The 17,044-nt window shown below is 58.1% G+C and carries 19 protein-coding genes; 12 read left to right on the top strand and 7 right to left on the bottom strand.

The window, feature by feature from the left end; genetic code table 11:
• The first annotated feature begins 117 nt into the window (after positions 1–117).
• Complete coding sequence (locus ACYHH6_RS12540; protein ID WP_352590541.1) at positions 118–345, top strand: hypothetical protein; 228 nt, start codon at positions 118–120, stop codon at positions 343–345.
• 482 nt (positions 346–827) lie between these two features.
• On the opposite strand, the gene ACYHH6_RS12545 is transcribed toward ACYHH6_RS12540, so the two are convergent.
• The 4 genes from ACYHH6_RS12545 to ACYHH6_RS12560 form a co-directional block, all read right to left on the bottom strand.
• Positions 828–1,121 carry a helix-turn-helix domain-containing protein gene (locus ACYHH6_RS12545; RefSeq protein ID WP_352590544.1) on the bottom strand — a complete coding sequence of 98 codons (294 nt, stop codon included), beginning with the start codon at positions 1,119–1,121 and terminating at the stop codon, positions 828–830.
• Between the two features lie 436 nt (positions 1,122–1,557).
• Positions 1,558–1,848 (bottom strand): hypothetical protein, encoded by a 291-nt coding sequence (locus ACYHH6_RS12550; protein WP_352590547.1) that lies wholly within the window; start codon positions 1,846–1,848, stop codon positions 1,558–1,560.
• Positions 1,849–1,923: 75 nt separating this feature from the next.
• Positions 1,924–2,916, bottom strand: a complete 993-nt coding sequence (locus ACYHH6_RS12555; protein ID WP_352590550.1) for a YihY/virulence factor BrkB family protein — start codon at positions 2,914–2,916, stop codon at positions 1,924–1,926.
• Between the two features lie 131 nt (positions 2,917–3,047).
• The gene (locus ACYHH6_RS12560; RefSeq protein WP_023768098.1) at positions 3,048–3,251 is read right to left on the bottom strand and encodes a CsbD family protein; all 204 of its coding nucleotides are present in this window, start codon (positions 3,249–3,251) and stop codon (positions 3,048–3,050) included.
• 618 nt (positions 3,252–3,869) lie between these two features.
• On the opposite strand from ACYHH6_RS12560, the gene ACYHH6_RS12565 reads away from it, so the two are divergent.
• Both ACYHH6_RS12565 and ACYHH6_RS12570 read left to right on the top strand, forming a co-directional pair.
• Positions 3,870–4,397: a YciE/YciF ferroxidase family protein gene (locus tag ACYHH6_RS12565; RefSeq protein ID WP_352590553.1), complete on the top strand. Its 528-nt coding sequence runs from the start codon at positions 3,870–3,872 to the stop codon at positions 4,395–4,397.
• 60 nt (positions 4,398–4,457) lie between these two features.
• The gene (locus ACYHH6_RS12570; RefSeq protein ID WP_352590556.1) at positions 4,458–4,586 is read left to right on the top strand and encodes a hypothetical protein; all 129 of its coding nucleotides are present in this window, start codon (positions 4,458–4,460) and stop codon (positions 4,584–4,586) included.
• A 716-nt stretch (positions 4,587–5,302) separates the two neighbouring features.
• On the opposite strand, the gene ACYHH6_RS12575 is transcribed toward ACYHH6_RS12570, so the two are convergent.
• Together ACYHH6_RS12575 and ACYHH6_RS12580 are read right to left on the bottom strand one after the other, a co-directional pair.
• A complete protein-coding gene (locus tag ACYHH6_RS12575) occupies positions 5,303–6,646 on the bottom strand; it encodes a phospholipase D-like domain-containing protein (protein WP_352590559.1) in 1,344 nt (447 codons plus the stop codon).
• Between the two features lie 155 nt (positions 6,647–6,801).
• Positions 6,802–7,005: a hypothetical protein gene (locus ACYHH6_RS12580; RefSeq protein WP_352590562.1), complete on the bottom strand. Its 204-nt coding sequence runs from the start codon at positions 7,003–7,005 to the stop codon at positions 6,802–6,804.
• Positions 7,006–7,698: 693 nt separating this feature from the next.
• Between ACYHH6_RS12580 and ACYHH6_RS12585 the strand changes: the two genes are divergently transcribed.
• From ACYHH6_RS12585 to ku (ACYHH6_RS12605), 5 genes are all read left to right on the top strand, one after another.
• The gene (locus ACYHH6_RS12585) at positions 7,699–8,289 is read left to right on the top strand and encodes a hypothetical protein (protein WP_488500435.1); all 591 of its coding nucleotides are present in this window, start codon (positions 7,699–7,701) and stop codon (positions 8,287–8,289) included.
• Between the two features lie 15 nt (positions 8,290–8,304).
• On the top strand, positions 8,305–8,715 hold the full coding sequence (locus ACYHH6_RS12590; RefSeq protein WP_352590568.1) for a phage holin family protein: 411 nt from the start codon (positions 8,305–8,307) through the stop codon (positions 8,713–8,715).
• Positions 8,699–9,391, top strand: coding sequence for a hypothetical protein (locus tag ACYHH6_RS12595; RefSeq protein ID WP_352590570.1), 693 nt, complete (start codon positions 8,699–8,701; stop codon positions 9,389–9,391). Before ACYHH6_RS12590 ends, ACYHH6_RS12595 begins: the two co-directional genes overlap by 17 nt.
• Positions 9,392–9,873: 482 nt before the next feature.
• Positions 9,874–10,740, top strand: coding sequence for a non-homologous end joining protein Ku (gene ku / locus ACYHH6_RS12600; RefSeq protein ID WP_352590573.1), 867 nt, complete (start codon positions 9,874–9,876; stop codon positions 10,738–10,740).
• Between the two features lie 12 nt (positions 10,741–10,752).
• Complete coding sequence (gene ku / locus ACYHH6_RS12605) at positions 10,753–11,562, top strand: non-homologous end joining protein Ku (protein ID WP_352590576.1); 810 nt, start codon at positions 10,753–10,755, stop codon at positions 11,560–11,562.
• 198 nt (positions 11,563–11,760) lie between these two features.
• Here ku (ACYHH6_RS12605) and ligD read toward each other — a convergent pair whose 3' ends face one another.
• On the bottom strand, positions 11,761–14,406 hold the full coding sequence (gene ligD / locus ACYHH6_RS12610) for a DNA ligase D (RefSeq protein ID WP_352590578.1): 2,646 nt from the start codon (positions 14,404–14,406) through the stop codon (positions 11,761–11,763).
• 293 nt (positions 14,407–14,699) lie between these two features.
• Here ligD and ACYHH6_RS12615 point away from each other — a divergent pair, with 293 nt between their 5' ends.
• The 4 genes from ACYHH6_RS12615 to ACYHH6_RS12630 all read left to right on the top strand — a co-directional run bounded on the left by ACYHH6_RS12615 (position 14,700) and on the right by ACYHH6_RS12630 (position 17,043).
• Entirely contained in the window at positions 14,700–14,882 is a 183-nt protein-coding gene (locus ACYHH6_RS12615) for a DUF3606 domain-containing protein (RefSeq protein ID WP_352590581.1), read from the top strand.
• A gap of 13 nt (positions 14,883–14,895) precedes the next feature.
• On the top strand, positions 14,896–15,678 hold the full coding sequence (gene xth / locus ACYHH6_RS12620) for an exodeoxyribonuclease III (RefSeq protein ID WP_352590584.1): 783 nt from the start codon (positions 14,896–14,898) through the stop codon (positions 15,676–15,678).
• 204 nt (positions 15,679–15,882) lie between these two features.
• The gene (locus tag ACYHH6_RS12625; RefSeq protein WP_352590587.1) at positions 15,883–16,188 is read left to right on the top strand and encodes a hypothetical protein; all 306 of its coding nucleotides are present in this window, start codon (positions 15,883–15,885) and stop codon (positions 16,186–16,188) included.
• Between the two features lie 348 nt (positions 16,189–16,536).
• Positions 16,537–17,043 (top strand): YciE/YciF ferroxidase family protein, encoded by a 507-nt coding sequence (locus tag ACYHH6_RS12630; protein ID WP_352590590.1) that lies wholly within the window; start codon positions 16,537–16,539, stop codon positions 17,041–17,043.
• The last annotated feature ends 1 nt before the right edge of the window (position 17,044 follow it).

A 17,044-nucleotide genomic window follows, 5' to 3' on the forward strand; every position in this document is an offset into this window, starting at 1 on the left:
CCATTTCCGCCATCTCCCTTTGCTGGCCAGCGACCTGCCAGAAGGAATGTTCCATCAGCAGCGGAACCCCTTGGCGTCTGGTGGGGTTATCATTCAATAAGGAAGAAGGGATCGAAAATGCCCGACGACGACAACCATCGCGAAACCGGAGCGACCAAATATCCGGCCAGGACCGGTCCGGATCCTTCCGACGCGTTCTCCCAGGACGCGGCTGGCAACCAGAAGCCGAAGGGTGGGATGGGACTGACGCGTCCTGTGAACGACGTCGATGACAAGACCCACCAGTCGGACGGTCAGAACCCACCTCGCTCCACGACGAGACAGGAAAAGAAGACGCGGCCATGAATGTCGTCAATCGTAGCCTGGACGCTTGAAGATGGCAGCGATTACCAATGCTTGTGAACCAAGCCAAGGGCCTGATCTCCCCGCTGTTTTCGATGATGCCGGTTTCGCCATCCGAAATATCCGGGCGCTGGTTGAGTAGTGAGCTGAACCCCAGGACGCCATGGCAGTCTGGCCATCACCCATCGAGGCGACGCCTGCCACCTCCAACGCCCGATTTGCGAAGAGCTTGTCGAGAGTGGGGAGACCCTCCCGTTTCGAAATCCCGGACCGTTCCTTCGCCGACATTCGACTTCGTACCCAGCCGGGTTCGTGGCCAGTCTCGCAGTCCTCTTGCTGGACGGCATTGCTCCCGCGCCAGTCTGATCACAGATAATACCTCGCTCGCTTTCAGCTCGCGTCGGTATGCGTTTTGGCGTGGCGCGATTCTTGGCTGTCGAAAGCCCTTTCTGCCGCGGCTCTTCTTCAGCAACGCAGCCGCTGCCTTATGCTTTTCTCTGCCGTCGGCGCCACATCCTATTGTCGGTGGCGAGACCGCTGTCACTCTCAGAGTGGGGCAGCGATGGAGTGCCTTCGACAGTGAAGACAATTCCAGCGTCCTCAAACGCCTGGCGCATGGCAGCTATGTTACGGGGACGCGGCTTCCTAACGCCATTCTCAAAATCGCTGATCGTCATTTCGCTAAGATTGGCCTTTGCGCCAAGTCGCACGCGCGACCAGTTCAGCAGGGATCGTGCTGCTCGTAATTGATCCGCTGAGAGTAGGTTTCTCCTGTCCATAAGCCTTCAAACATTCAAGATGGCTGATATGTTCCTCGACCTTGCGACGATCTGAGGCGTCCGCGCTGAGCAGGCACCGACAATGGATCAGGCAAAGCAAGCTCTTGGAGCAGCGCACTACGACAGAAAGTCCAGGCCGGAACATTAGCGCCCCCCACGGGTTGATTCGGCTGTGGTCGAATCATTAGTGGCTGTGGGACGATGGCGGTACTGGCGTTCGATTTCGTCTATTTTTCTGGCCTAACCGCAGACGACGTTCTAGGAAGCGTCGTTTCGCTGCTGGCATGTCTACTGTTCTTCAAAGCTTTGGCTACGGACCACCCCAACCGATAGATCGGTTTCATTTTTTCTCGCCATCGACAGAAGGGCTCCTCGACGCACCTCCAAGAGATTGCGATCGCGTGAGATCCAATTGCAAAGCTAGTATGCGCCGCGATCAGCCAGATCGCATCACGCCCGGCTCCTCGATAGGCGCATCGCTAATCCCATCTGAAGCGGCGTCCGGATTGACGGGCAAGACATCGGAAAAATTGACCGTGGCAACCAGATATCCGGCTTCATCATAGACCCTGGTAATTGATCCCGATTGCTCGGTGCCAGGGTCCTCCACGATTGCTGCGCGTGCCTTTTCGATAGCTCTCGGACTGGCCATGTCCGCGCTGGCGAGTTCTTCCTCGAAAGCTGTGGTCTGGCCAGACGCGGTCGTCTCAAAACGAAATTTTGGCATAGGAACCTCCTGTTCCTAGGCAATGCCCATGCCCGAGTTGCGTTCCAAGGGAAACAGAATTGGTGGGGAATGCAGCTAAGATCGCCGCGATCGCAATAACCTTGTCGCGACGATGGTCAGCAAGCCAGTGATCACAATCCAGGCCTGTATCTCGCGTTGGGTAATTGTTCCGACATCTGATACCTGCTTCGGCAAAGCTTTCTGCGCAACTACCGGTCGAAGGTCGGACCGACTGCCGAGACGCACCGAATAGGCTCGCGTGAATTCGGCGCCGAGCAAGAAGATCTCCGACGAATAGTAAACCCAGAGCAGTACGACCAGTAGCGCGCCGGCCGCCCCGTAGGAGGATGCGGTTGCACTGGTTCCGATGTACCAGCCGATAAGAGACTTGCCGACGGTGAAGAGCAAAGCGGTCACCACCGCACCAATTCCGACATCGCGCCACTCGAGAGACCGGTCCGGCAGAATTTTGAAGATCGCGGCAAACAGAGCGGAAATCAGGACGAATGAAACAATGCCGTTTATCAAGGCGAGGATGAATGTGCCGAACGGCAGATGGTCGTTGATAACAGCGCCAAGCGCGGAAATCGCAGTGCTCGCCGCCAATGAGACAAGCAGTAAAAACCCCAACGCTGCAACCAAGCCAAGGCTGGCGGCCCGCGCTCGGACCAGTCGCGACAAGGACATGGCGGGAGGATCAATCTTCCAGATCTTGTTGAGCGAAAGCTGCATTTCGCCAAAAACACCTGAGGCTGTGACAAAGAGAGTGACGATGCCTACCAGCGTGGCAAGAGTGCCCGATGTTCTATGAGAAGCGCTTTCAATGGTGGTGCGCAGAAGATCTCCGGTTTGCGTACCCATCACGCCTGCAATTTCGGCTGACAAGGCGACTTGAGCTGCGTCATGCCCGAAGACAAGCCCGGCAATCGCAACAACGATCAACAAAATGGGGGCCAAGGATGTAACGGCATAGAACGCCATCGCCGCGCCGTGGCTAAGTGCATTATCGTTGATGAACCCGAGGATGCTATCCTTGCCAAGAGACCAAGCTTCGCGTGCCACTCGCATTGGGAACCCCCTTTTGCCTGAGAGGAACCTAGTGCTGTGGGCGGCGAAAACGAGCCCGCTGCCACGTGCTGGTAGCGCGAGGTGATGCTCGCTAACGAAAATTAGGGGCGCCTGCGCGCCCCTGCGAGAGTTTACCAACCTTGCCTCGAATACCAGTCGTCGACGTCTCGCCGGACCCGGTCCTTCTCGATGCCATATCTCTCCTGAATCTTGCCTTCAAGCTGATCGCGCTTGCCTGCAATGCGATCGAGATCGTCGTCGGTGAGTTTGCCCCACTGTTCCTTGACCTTACCCTTTACCTGCTTCCAGTTTCCTTCAACGCGGTTCCAATCCATGGCCGTCGCCTCCGTAGTTGTTGCACAGCAGCTAAAACGCCATTTCAGGCGCGAGGTTCCGAATGGGCACCTTGCATCTCCGATCGGAGCTTGCGAATTACGCAAACAATTATCTCAGCTCTGAACCTGTGCTGCTGCAGGCGGATCGAGCAACGCGGCCGGGTTTGCAACTCGCAGTTCGGCGGGCGGTCGCCACAGACATTTCTGTCGCAGCGCCACCTCACCGTGTTTGGTGGGTCGGGTCCATGATAGCAACGAACCTCATTTCGGCGCTCCCAAATATCAGCGCCTTAAAATTCGTTGCGCCCGAATTGTTCCAACGCTCTCGATAAAAGGCGAGAGGACGACTGGCCGCCACTACATAATGACGCCGAGCGCAAGCGAAGGCTGGGCTTGAGGTGGCTCAGGCTGCACGGGCGCGCGCCCAAAAACGAAAATTGCAATGTCTGAGTGATCGGCGGGGCCACGGCCGCCGTCCGATCTCTAGCGGTCACAAAGCGTCGGGGTTTCCCGGAGCGACCAGGTGCGACTTGAAATCTCCTTCCTCACGGAACTCGGCGCATTTTTCGAAGTTTCCGAATCGCTCATTGTGGGCGTTTTTGAAAAAGGAGACTGCACATGGCCACGCCAAAAAAAGCCAATGGCAACAATAAGGACCTGGAGGACCTTCTCCTGGACGGACTAAAAGACATCTATTACGCCGAGAAGAAAATTCTGAAAGCTCTGCCAAAGATGGCCAAAGGAGCATATGACGAGCAAGTCTCAGCCGCCTTCCAGAAACATCTTGCAGAGACCGAGGGGCAGGTTGAGCGCTTGGAGGAAGTCTTTGCACTTCTCGGCGTTCCAGCACGCGGCAAAACCTGCCCCGCCATTGATGGCATCCTCGAGGAAGGGTCCGAAATCCTTGAGGAATATAAGGGTTCGCCCTCGTTGGATGCTGGTCTGGTCGGGGCCGCGCAGGCGGTAGAGCACTACGAAATCGCCAGGTATGGAACTCTGATCGCTTGGGCGGCTGCCTTAGGTAAGGAGGATGTGATCGAGCTGCTCGATGCGACTCTCGAAGAGGAAAAGGCTACTGACGACACCCTCACGGCGCTCGGCGAGGCGGGAGTGAACGAACGCGCAGCCAGCCAGGGGGCGGCTTGACCATTCTCCAATGGCCTGGGCAGTAGCTTCGAGGCCTTGCGCATTGTAGGGGAGATTGCCATGCGTATCTACAAACAACTGCAAAGTCTGTTTCTTGAATTTTCTGCCGCTTTGGTTCGGCGGCGCGCCCTAGGTGACGCCTATCGAAATAGCGTGATGCAGCCTGTCCTATCTCAAAAGCCGAAGTAGCGCCGCAGGGGAAACGTTCCGGTATATTCATGTCGAGGAAATGGGTGGCGATTTTCGGATCGCCACCCGCTTTTTTAGGTGCCTCCATACCGTTCAGGGTCGTTACGAGACCGTGCGTGCTCGCGAGACGTGGAAATTTCCAACCAACGAGAGCGGTCCGCGAAAGCGATCTCTAGCGTGATATTCGTCTGCAGCCGGTTTGAGCTTGCCCAGCCGGCGGCAAGACTGCAACTCTGCGGGATCGCGGATGGTTGTTTCGCCGCGACCATTAGGCCGCGCCTTGCAGATTGTGACGCCTGGGGCGGAGCGAACCAGCTAATTTCTGGCTCGGCATCTCGGCGTCTTCCTGCGGGCCTTTTGACACCGGGGGAAGGACACGTGACCGCGGGAGCATTGCCACCCGGACTTTACTTAGGACCCTCTTACCGGCGCCGTCTGCCCAAAAGTCGCTTCGAATGCCCAACTGTCGTCTTGGTTCCTCGCGATCGCTGAGCTCCAGTAGCACCTCAGCCTGATCTGTGACTGAACTAACTCGGGATTGGGAACCTCGTTGCGGACATGATGGGCGAGGCTCAACGTCCCATGGTATGGCAGCCCCCGGCGGTTTGTCGCACGAGTAAGACAAGCACTTCTTTGCGCAATCGACTCGGGCTCGGTTGGGGCAAGCGCAGCATTATGCGGGATGCTTGCCGAGGGGTAGTCGGGCCACGCACCGGTCAAAGCTGCGACCTCAGCCAACTGGCAAACCAGTCTGCAACCTTTTCGCTGAGGGGCCTAGTCTGCCATTCTTCTAGGCTGATCTGCCTGCACCGCTCAAGATCTTGATTGAACAAATCGATTTGCGTCCGAGCAAAATCCTTGCCGTAAACGTTCAGCGTGGCTTCGTCGTTCAGACGCAAGGAACGCTCGTCCAAATTGGCTGAACCAAAGCTCGCCCAGACGTCGTCAACGATCAAGAGTTTGGGATGGTACATCGTGGGCTGGAACTCGAAGATGTGAACACCTGCTCTAAGCAATGTGCCCCAGAAATACCGCGAACTCTTTCGGGTCAGTGGCACGTCGGTAATGGAACTGGGCACGATAACATCAACCGATACGCCTCGTTTCCTAGCGTCCAGGATCTGCTCGAGGGCGATGTCGTCCGGTACGAAATAGGCCATCCCGATACGCAAGTGATCTTCAGCAGCGGCGATCGCTGCCAACATCATCAGTTCCATGTCCGCCGAGCCATTCGGCTGCGAGGACAGGATCAGCTGGGCGCCCAGTGTTCCCGTTGGTTGGAGCGGAGGATAGAACTTCTCACCCTGCAACGTCTCCCCGGTTGTCTTCATCCAGTTTTCCGCGAACGCCGCCTGAAAAGCTGATACGGCCGGTCCTTCGATTCGGTAGTGGGTGTCGCGCCACTCATCGGGGTTGCGAGCATTTCCTCTCCAATTGTCAGCGATGCCTACGCCACCGGTGAATGCGACCCGTCCGTCCACGATCAGCAACTTGCGGTGGGTGCGATTGTTTACGCGATCAAGCGTGTACCAATGGATGGGTCGATAGCGCTCGAACTTTACGCCGGCACTTGTCATGATGCGGATGAGCTCTTCATCGAACGGAAGACTTCCGACCCAGTCGACCAGAACGCGGACCTCAACGCCCTCTTTTGCTTTCGTGGCAAGAGACGTCGCGAACTCATAGCCGACAGCCCCAGACCAGTAGATATAGGTCTCCATATCGACCGTCGAATGAGCGGCTCGGACTGCTTGGAGCATAGAAGTAAAAATCTCGTCCCCGTTGACGAGGGTCTGGACAGCGTTCGAACTGAAGATGTGCCCTTGCGAGAAGCTGCTCATCGTCTTGGCGAATTGTGGATCCGATGCGTAAAAACGGTGGGGCACGGGCGATTGCACAACGCGCTGGTCTGGAATTACATTTATGGTGACCACCGTCAGCAAGCTTGCGACCACAGCAACGGCGACGTACAGGAGCCCCTTCCGCAAACGTCCGGATTTGCCCGCTTTCACGTTTGTGGGTGAAGCCATGCGACCGAAAGGCGGCAGCTCGGTTGCCATCTCTCAAGAACTTACAAAGGGGCGCAGCTTGCCCGCGTCGCTTGAGAGCAATCCCGACAAAGATAGCGTTCGCGCAGAACTCTTAGACAATCGACTAGCCTTTGTTGAAGCGCGTACAAGCGCTGATTGACGAGACTGACAGACGGGTGTTTTCGTTATGCGCCCGACGCTTCTGACCGTCTGATGGTTTCACAATAAATTCCATCATAGCTCTGCCGATGGGCCAGACCGTCTTCGGCGCCGACGAGGAAATCCTCAACTGTAGTCGCGACCCCCGACATGATGGTAGCCATGTCGCTGCTCGAACCGGTTAAAGAGAGGTCGGTTCGCGCGATTTTCATACAGAGATCCTCGTCCATTCTGCGTTCCCCTGTTAAGCTTTTGGAGCAACGCGCGTTATGACAACCCGTTCCACCGCAGCGAGACTGGACAACAGGGGACCAAGAGCACATTTGGTTTTTGCCTGCTCATCGGCGGCCTCTCTCACTGACCGGCAGCAAAATTCTCACGAATTTTTCTGATTTCGATCAGTGCTGCGCGAGGTGAGGTCTTCCTTATCTGCACATCCCATTTGGCTTCTCAATTCGAAGCTCTCGCAATCGCCACCGCGCACTTGCGGTTGCCTTCATTATCGCAAAGATCGGCGCTTTTTAGCCAGCCTTCGCCGTTCTCCCGTCTGTCCCAGAAGGATAGGTAGGCTGGACTCCCAAGTGTAGGCGTAACAGGCCGCTTGGCAATTGCCGGCACGAAACGATGAGCTTGCCTGCCGCCCGCCTGTGCGTTCAAGGGGAGCGCTCACGAAGCGTCCATTCGTCGTGCCGCGTCAGACGGCCAAGGTCACGCTTCTGACGCCCGCCTTGAACAAGTTGATTGTGATGGCGGCTCGAAGTTCGCGCTCGGCCCGCGAACGCAATCGTCGCCTCGGGAACGGGCCAAGCCGCCGGGTTTCAAAAATGCCTTCAGCTTCTGCGGAGCAACCGCCGCGAGTGAGGGACTTACCAAGGGTTGTCACTTGATTTCAAGAGCCCCGTTGTGCGCCAGGAATATTCGATTTGAGCAGGAACTGGGTGCCGTTGGTGAAGTTCAATTCACAAGATCAATTTCAGGAACAGGAGCGAAAAAACGTGAACACGCCCATAAACAACGACCTCAGCGGACCCTCTGGGGGAAATGAATGGCAGGACAAGACCGATACCCGCCAGACCGAAAAAAGCAAGGAAGCAATCGGCAAGTTGAAGTCCAGCGCGGCCGAAACTGCAACACACCTCAAGAGCGCTGCCGCTTCCGTTTCGACTGACGCGAAAAATTATGCCGGCTCGGTGGCATCGGATGCTGCTGGAGCATTCAAGGAAGCGGTCGAGTTGAACAAGACCGCGGGCGCCGACGCGATTGCCAATATCGCCCATTCCGTCAAAGAAGCAGCCGACGGCATCGAGAAACAATCCCCACAGGTTGCTGGCATGGTCCGCAGCGCGGCCGAAGGTGTGGAACGGATTTCGTCGGATATCAGGGATCGCAACGTGGGTGAGTTGCTGGACTCCGTTACAAAATTCGCCCAGCGCCAGCCTGCCGCCTTCTTCGGCATCGGCATCCTGGCCGGCGTGGTTCTCACCCGCATCATGCGAAGCTCTGATCGGTCCTGAGAGGAAGCACTCCAAATGGATGATGGTACCGATCGCCGATCCTTAGGAAGCGTGTTCAGCGAAGTGTTGAGCCAATTCGCTTCGCTGATGCGCCTCGACCTTCGCCTTCTCAGGGCGGAGATGAAGGTCAAGACGTCGACGATCGTCTCGTCGGGCGCATGCGGCATCGCCGCACTGGCGCTGTTTGTCCTCGCAGCGTTCGCGATGGTCCAGTTCCTGATCCTCGCGATGATCCACCTCGGCGTGAATCCGATGGTCGCGTGTTTGGTCGTCGGCGTTTTGCTCGGGGTGGGCGGAGTGCTGTTGCTCTATCTTGCCAAGCGAGCGCTTGCGGGATGGACCATCACACCGGTCGAGACCGTCAATCAGGTGCGCACTGACATCGCAACACTGAAACAGGGGATGCGTTTTGGCTCAACCCAATGAAGAGATGCGGGAAATCATGCTGAAGAGCCGAACAGAGCGTCAGGCTTTGTTTGAGCCGGTCAGCGAAATAAGCCGGCGGCTGCAGCCCCGAAATCTGGTCGACGCGTCGACGCGATACGCCAAGCAGAAAGTTGCTAAGGCTCTTGGCGGTGTGTCCGACGCTGTGAAGGATAACGGCGGCGCCGCCGCAGCGGTCGCGTTGGGCGCATTTGTCATATTCGACGCGGGCCGGCGGAGTGCCCGCGGCCCCGCCGGCATCGGTCACGACGCTGTCGACCTCGTTGGCTGCGCCACGCATTCGGACGCAGCGTCAATGCGTTACGAAACCCATACGGGCAAGGCGATTACAAACCTGACGCGCGCAAGGGTGCTCGCCGGATCTGCGGGAAGCCTGTTGATCGGCCACATTATCGGGAAGGCGTTTAAGTCTACGGCAAAAGAGCGCGACCTGTTCGGCAAGGCTGGGGCTGAAGTTCAGGATGCCGCGGACAAGTTTATCGCTGAACATGCGCGCGGTGCGAAATTGGCCGCCGCGCAGGCCTTCGGCTTTGCCAGATACGCCGCTGCGTTCCTGGCAGTATTGACCGTAGCCAGCGACTCCCTCGGCCATGCGGATGAGCACGATCAAGGAAATCACCGATCGAACCGGCGAAAGCCTTCGTCACTGAAAAATTGAAGGACTTCCCATGCAGATCGTCGGAATCAACATTGCACCTGCCGCGGCGTCTCAGGCCTGCCTCTTATTCGAGTAGTTTTGAGGGGGAGGGCGGGGAATTTGTAACTGTCGAAATGGCACGAGGCGAGGACGTTGATGGCGCTCTCGGTGCAATCGACCGTGCAAAGGCTCTTCTTGTCCAGACTGCCACTTTCGAGATGCCCATCGAGAGGAGAGGCCATCTCAGAGCTTGGTCGCAGGATCTCTAAGTTCTTGCAACGTAAAATTTTGGCCTTCGGGTAACGATAGGAGTGACAATCTGCTCTCATGTGCAGCCCGTCGACGCCGCCCGCGAACGGCTTCCGCGAGCGAAGCCGTTGAAGCAGATTTGCGCACCGGTCGTATCGCCAACCCATTGAAATTAGATTCGTTTTTGACTGGGAACCTTCACGGCCAAGATTCGCTTAATGACTCGTATGGGTTGTGTCGGAGTTTTGAGTTCGATGGTGTCCGCGCGTGCGAATTGGAAGGGTTATGTCAAGTTCGGAGAAGTTGCCTGCGCCGTGGCGCTTTATACGGCAGTTTCATCCGCTGAGCGCATCGCCTTCAACACGCTCAACCGCGCTACCGGCAACCGGGTCCGACGCGAGTTCGTCGACAGCGAGACAGGCGATCCGGTCGAGCGGGAAGATCAGGTCAAGGGATACGAGATCGAGAATGGCGACTACGTTGTCCTTGAGCCGGAAGAGGTTGCAGCTGCAGTTCCCGATAGCGACAAGACCCTCAAGATCGAGGCCTTTGTGCCGTGCGACGAGATCGATGACGTCTATTTCGATAAGCCCTACTACCTCATCCCCGACAAAATGGGCGCCGATGCCTTCAGGCTGCTGCGTGACGGCATGCGACAGGCGAAAGTTGCGGCGCTTGCGCGCACGGTGTTGTTCCGGCGCCTGCGTACGGTTCTGATCCGCCCCCATGGGAAAGGCCTGATCGGCACGACGCTGAATTTCGATTATGAGGTCCGCTCCGCAAAGGAGGCTTTCGACGACATAGCCCAAATGGAGATCGACGGGGAGATGCTGGACCTCGCCAAGCACATCATCAACTCCAAGAAGGGCGCTTTCGACGCGAAGAGCTTCGACGATCGCTATGAAGCCGCGGTCGCCGAACTGGTCAAGGCAAAGATCGAGGGCAAAGCTCTGCCCAAGAAGAAGGCGCCGCCGCCCGCGAAGAAGAACGACCTGCTGCAAGCCTTGCGACAAAGCGCCGGAATGGGAGCCAGTGAAAAGCCGAAACGCACTGCAGCGAAGACCACCAGTGATCGGAAGCCGCAGCCCGGGCGCGCCGCAAGCACGAAGCGCGCTGCCTGATCGGAGGTTGTCATGGCGGTCCGCCCATACTGGAAAGGCTATCTGAAGCTCTCATTGGTAACTTGCCCCGTGCAGATGATGCCGGCGACCTCAGAGAGCGAAAAGGTCCGGTTCCATACGCTCAATCGCGAGACGCACAACCGCGTCGTCAGTCATTACGTCGATGCGGTCACCGGCAAGGAGGTGAAAGAGGAAGACGAGGTTAAGGGCTATCAGCGCGGCGAGAACGACTACATCATCCTCGAAGACGAGGAGCTCGAAAACGTCGCCCTCGACAGCACCAGGACCATCGATATCGAGGTCTTCTCTCCGCGCGATTCCATCGAATGGATCTGGCTCGACACGCCATATTACCTGTCGCCAAACGATCCGGTCGGGGAGGAGGCATTCTCGGTCATCCGGGATGCCATGGCAGCGGAGGACATGGTCGGCATCTCACGACTGGTGATCTCGCGCCGGGAACGCTCCGTCATGCTTGAGCCGCGCGGCAAAGGCATCGTCTTGTGGACGTTGCGCTATGGTGACGAGGTTCGCGACGAACAGGCCTACTTCGAGGGCATCGAGGGCACAATGTCCGACCCCGAGATGATGCCGCTGATCCAACAGTTCATCAAGAAGCAGACGCGCCATTGGGATAGCACGCTGGTGTCAGATCCGGTTCAGGGCAAGCTGCTGGAGATCATCGAGGCCAAGCGTAAGAAGACGAAGCGTCCGACAAAGGCCAAGGGCGCTGAGTCGAAGGCCACTCCCAACAACGTCATCAGCATCATGGACGCGTTGCGTAAATCCGTCGAGGCGGAGAACCGTCCGGGCAAGCGCTAGGATGCGCCGATCACCCAGACCGGTGGGCCGGTAGTCACAATGCGAGCACTCCGTGAATGAACAGTTCACTCTCGCCGCTTGCGGAAACGCGAGCCGACGCAACCGCAACGACGGAAAGTTGCGGCACGCGTCCTATCAGAGACTGCGCGAGGTAAAGGCCGATGCCGCGTTGTTCGACATGAGCGGACGCAGATCTGATCAGGCAACCTGCTTCATCGTCCTTCCCAGCCGTCTGATGGCCGGCTCCAGAGGACGATGACCTTTGTCGTAATCCTTCCAGGCCTTACTCTTCGCGAGCAACCCGGGCACGGTGCGCAGCGTGTAGCGGTTGGGGTCGAGATCGGCCCTAACCTGCGTCCAGGTCAGCGGCATCGATACCGTCGCTCCGGGCCGCGCGCGCGGCGAGAGCGGCGCAACCGCCGTGGCCATGCGGTCATTGCGCAGATAGTCGAGGAAGATGCGCCCGTGGCGCAGGTTCTTCGCCATCTTGGTCAGATAGAGCTCAGGGTTGTTATGCGCCATGGCAAGGCAGACGTCGTGCGCAAAACCCTTGGCCACCGGCCAGGTGAGCTTGGTGCGGCTGGTGACAGCGAGCGGCGTCACGACATGCAGGCCCTTTCCGCCGGTCGTCTTGCAGAAGCTGACGAGCCCGAGGTCGTCAAGCCGCTCGCGCATTTCCCTGGCCGCTTGCACAACCATGGAAAAGGGAACGTCTGGACCAGGGTCGAGGTCGAAGACCAGACGGCCTGGCACCTCCGGCTGCTGGGGCTCGCAATTCCAGGGATGCAGTTCAACCGCACCGATCTGGGCCACTGCAGCGAGCCCTTCGATACGATCGATCTGCAGATAAGGCTTTCTGTCACCGAATACCGTTACCAATTCCAGAAGATTGGAGGTGCCAGCCATCGCATGGCGCTGGAAGAACTGCTCGCTGCCGACCCCGTCCGGCGCCCTTATGATCGAGCACGGCCGGCCGCGGATGTGCTTGATCATCCACGCGCCGACTGCTTCGTAGTAGCGGGCGAGGTCTTCCTTGGTGACCGGCGCGCTGTCGTTGGCATCGGGCCACAAGGGCTTTTCGGGGTTGGAAATCAGTACGCCCATGACATCGACCTTGCCGCCACGCCCAGAAGGTTTCGGCCATGTCGGTGTCGCAGGCCGGGATACCTCCGTCGTCGTCGGCGAGGCCGGCTTCTCGGCCTCGACCTCCTCGGCCGGCTTGTCCGCCCGCAACCCCTTGAATGCCGCCTGCCGAACAAGACCATCGGATGTCCAGCCGGCGAATTCGATCTCCGCCACGAGCTCCGGCTTGAGCCAGACGACACCGCGGTCTTTCTTCGGAGCGCCGATGCCCGTGAACGGGGATTTCGTCGTTTCGAGCGCCTTCAGCTTAGGCAACAGGTCCTTGACCTTCGCGGCGCCGTAGCCGGTACCGACGCGCCCGACATAGACGAACCTATCGCCGCGGTTGACGCCAACCAGAAGCGATCGGAACTTCCCGTTGGTGGTGGCATATGCGCCGATGACAACCTCGTGGCCGGCGCGGCATTTGGACTTTGCCCAAGTCTCGGTACGACCTGAAACATAGGGCGCGTCGGCACGCTTCGACACGATTCCCTCAAGCGACAATCGGCAGGCCGAGCGCAGCACCGCATCGCCGCCGGTTTCAAAGTGCTCGACAAAGCGTATGCGGGCATCATCTCGCGCATCGGACAGGAAGTGCTGCAAGCGAGCCTTCCGTTCCGAAAGCGGCAACGCACGCAGGTCTTCAGAGCCGTCGAAGAGCAGGTCAAATGCAAAATAGACCAGCGCATCAGTCTTGCCTTCGGACAGGGCGGCCTGAAGGGCGGCGAAATCCGGAGCGCCATTCTCATCAAGCGCACATATCTCGCCATCGATGATTGCGTCCGGAAGATCGCTGGCCGCCTGTGCGATCGCGGGATACTTGGCGGTCCAGTCTAGTCCCTTGCGCGTCTTCAGTGTCGCGTCGCTGTCGAGTATGCGCGTCTGGATGCGATATCCGTCAAACTTGATTTCGTGCAGCCATCCGCTGCCCGATGGGGGCCTCGCCAGAGTGTCGCAGAGCTGCGGGGCGATGAATTCTGGTAGATCGACCGGTCTGGTCGCATCCGCCTTTTTTTTGCCGCGAGCTTTCTCCTTGCGCTCCTGAGCGGCCAGGCCGGCACGGCTATCCCACACCGCATTGGCGCCCACCTTTCCGCCCTGCAGCATGAAAGGTTTGGGCTTGCGGCCTTTTCCTGAAGCAACCTCCTCCATGGTGCGGCCGGAAGCCACCGAGGTGGCATTTTTGTCCAGAATAGCGCCGCCATCCTCCTCTACCGAAAACGCGTCGCGATGCTTGATCAGCAGCCAGTTCGGACGCTTGCCTCGCTCCCGGTCGTTGGCCATCCGGACCAGAACGAAGCTGCCGTGCAGCCGCTCTCCTTCCAACGTGAACTTGAAGTCGCCTTTCGCCAATGCCTGTTCAGGGCTCTTCTTACCCTCCGGTTCCCAATAGCCCCGGTCCCAGAGCATCACAGTGCCGCCGCCATACTGCCCCTTCGGAATCGTGCCTTCGAAGTCCCCGTAGTCGAGCGGATGATCTTCGACTTCAACCGCAAGACGCTTGTCATGCGGATCAAGCGAAGGTCCGCGGGTCACCGCCCAGGATTTGAAGACGCCGTCGAGTTCAAGTCTGAGATCATAGTGGAGCCGGGTGGCGTCGTGTTTCTGGATGACGAACCGCCGCCGGTTGGACGGCCTGATCGCTTCCTTTCCGCTCGGTTCCTGCGTGAGTTCGAAATCACGCTTCGATTTGTACTTTGAGAGCTTGTCGGTCGCCATCTATTCCTCGGACGTACGGCACTTCTCGAAGAATGGTTCGGACTAACAAGTGGTTCCTTGAGCCGAGCGAGATACCGACCCTCGCTGAACCACACCGACGGCGGATGCTTATGTCGCGCAGGAAACTCGAACAAACCGACGAGGTCAAAATTGGCCAGTTTTTTGTTTGTCTCCTCCGGACCCCAAAATGGGCGAAGCGTTCTGTCCAACTTCACGTCTCTTGTCGCTGCCGGATGAACCTAAAGAGTCCGGCCGCGTTGTGAAGCGTTGAAGCGGCAAACTCGGAGGAAGAGATGTCCACCAGTGGCACGACGCGCGGGCGCAACCAGGATCGGGTCAAGGTTGCCGGTAGGCAGGATCACGAGGTGCGCTATGAAGCCGGCAAGACCGACGCCAGCAAGGATGCTGTGAAGTCGGCGGTTAGGTCGATGGGCAACAGCCGCAAAAAGGTCGAGGATAAGCTGGGCAAGAAATAGAGACACGCCAACAATGCCGGCCACTCGCATTGCCACCTTCAACGTGAACGGCGTCAATGGTCGGTTGCCCGTACTTCTGAGATGGTTGGCTGAGACCCCCTGCGACATCGTCTGCCTGCAGGAACTGAAAACTTCGGACGAAAAGTTTCCGGCCGAAGCAATCCGCGCAGCGGGTTACAGCGCGATTTGGCATGGTCAGAAATCCTATAACGGCGTGGCCATCCTTGCGCGGGGTGCCGAACCGATGGAACGAAGGCGCGGCCTGCCCGGGGACATCGATGATACGCATAGCCGCTATATCGAGGCCGAGATAAACGGGTTGATCGTTGGATGCCTTTACCTGCCCAATGGTAATCCGGCGCCCGGCCCAAAGTTCGACTTCAAGCTGCGCTGGTTCGAACGCCTCATCAGCTATGCCAAGCCGCTGCTCGAAAAAGGCGCGCCCGTCGTGCTTTGCGGCGACTATAACGTGGTGCCGACCCCGATTGACGCAGTTGTTCCGAGCCGATGGCTACGTGATGCCGTCTATTTCCCGGAAAGCCGGGAAGCTTATGCCACGATGCTCGAGCAGGGCTGGATCGATGCCGTCAGGCGCATCCACCCTGAGAAAGGCATCTACACTTATTGGAATTTCTCCTATCGGGGCGGGTACGATCGGAGCTCCGGCCTGCGCATGGATCATCTGCTGGTGAGCCCATGGCTTGCCGGCCAGCTGAGAGGTGCCGGCGTAGACATCGATACTCGAGGATGGGAAAAGCCGAGCGACCACGCGCCGGCCTGGATAGAGCTCGATTGACCGAAGACGGCAGAGGAAGGCTGTTTAGAGCCAAGAGGCTGCTCGCCATGGGGTTCGCCTTCCCGTTTCAAACTCAGCATGGCGACCGCTAGTGGGCGGGAAAAACAAGGACCCCCGATGTAGGCTCGGCCGAGACGCGACACGCTCCCAACAAGGAACGCGTGAGCTTATCAATCGTTGAATGCTTTTTCAGCGAGTGCGGACATGCACCTTCTCCAAATCCTTCTCCCGCGGGCCGACAATGCCGGCCAACCTTTCGCACGACACGATTTCGATCAGGTCAAGGAGGAACTCGCAGGCCGATTCAAAGGAGTTACGGCCTACTATCAGGCGCCCGCGGAGGGTCTATGGCGGCAAGGCGCGGAATCCCATAACGACGACATTGTCATCTTCGAGGTTATGGTGGAGGAAATCGACCTGGCGAATTGGCATGAGCGCCGCACGGAACTCGAACGACGTTTTCGGCAGGACAAGGTGATCATTCGCTATATGCCGATGGCCCTCGTCTAGGGTTGGCACATGCCTTCGACATCCATCCGCAAGAGCGAATACGACCCTGTGCTGAATTCTTTTCAGTGTGGTTTGTCGCGAGCCGAAAACGCTGCGGCTACGAGGCTGTGTCGCCGAGGGTCTATTCCCAAACGCTTGAGAAATGGACAAGCGACAAGCAGCGCAGTTGACATGAGCTGAGACTGAAAGTTCTGGAACAATTCGAACCTGAAGGCGGCATTCATGAGGTGCTGGCGAGCGACCGTACTTCTTCGCCGTGCCGAAGCGCCGCCAAGGAAGCCAGAGCGACCGGAACAGCTGGCAAATCCGCGCGTTGTCAATTCAAGGATGGGAAACCGGGAGCGTGCCGTGGGATTGTTTACGAAAGACATCAAGACCATCGACGATCTGTTCCTGCATGTCTTGCAGGATATCTATTATGCGGAGAAGCGGATTTTGAGGGCACTGCCTGACATGGCGGAAAAAGCGACGAATCGCGACCTGGCAGCTACCTTCAAAACGCACCTTGCGGAAACGGAAAAACACGTTCAACGCCTCGACCAGGCTTTCGAGCTGATCGGCGAAAAGCCCAAGGCAACGACCTGCCCTGCGATCGACGGCATCATCAAGGAAGCAAATGAGATAGCCGGCGAAGTTGCCGAGAAAAAAGTACTCGACGCGGCCTTGATAGCTGCGGCGCAAGCCGTCGAACACTACGAGATCACCCGTTACGGAACGTTGATCGCCTGGGCGCAGGACCGCGGCAACGAGGCCGTCGCACGGCTTCTCAATACCACCCTCAACGAGGAAAAGGCGGCCGATAAGAAGCTGACGACAATCGCCGAGCGAAAGGTCACCCAGAAGGCATCCAGGTGAC

The organism is Mesorhizobium sp. P171375 (assembly GCF_057786075.1).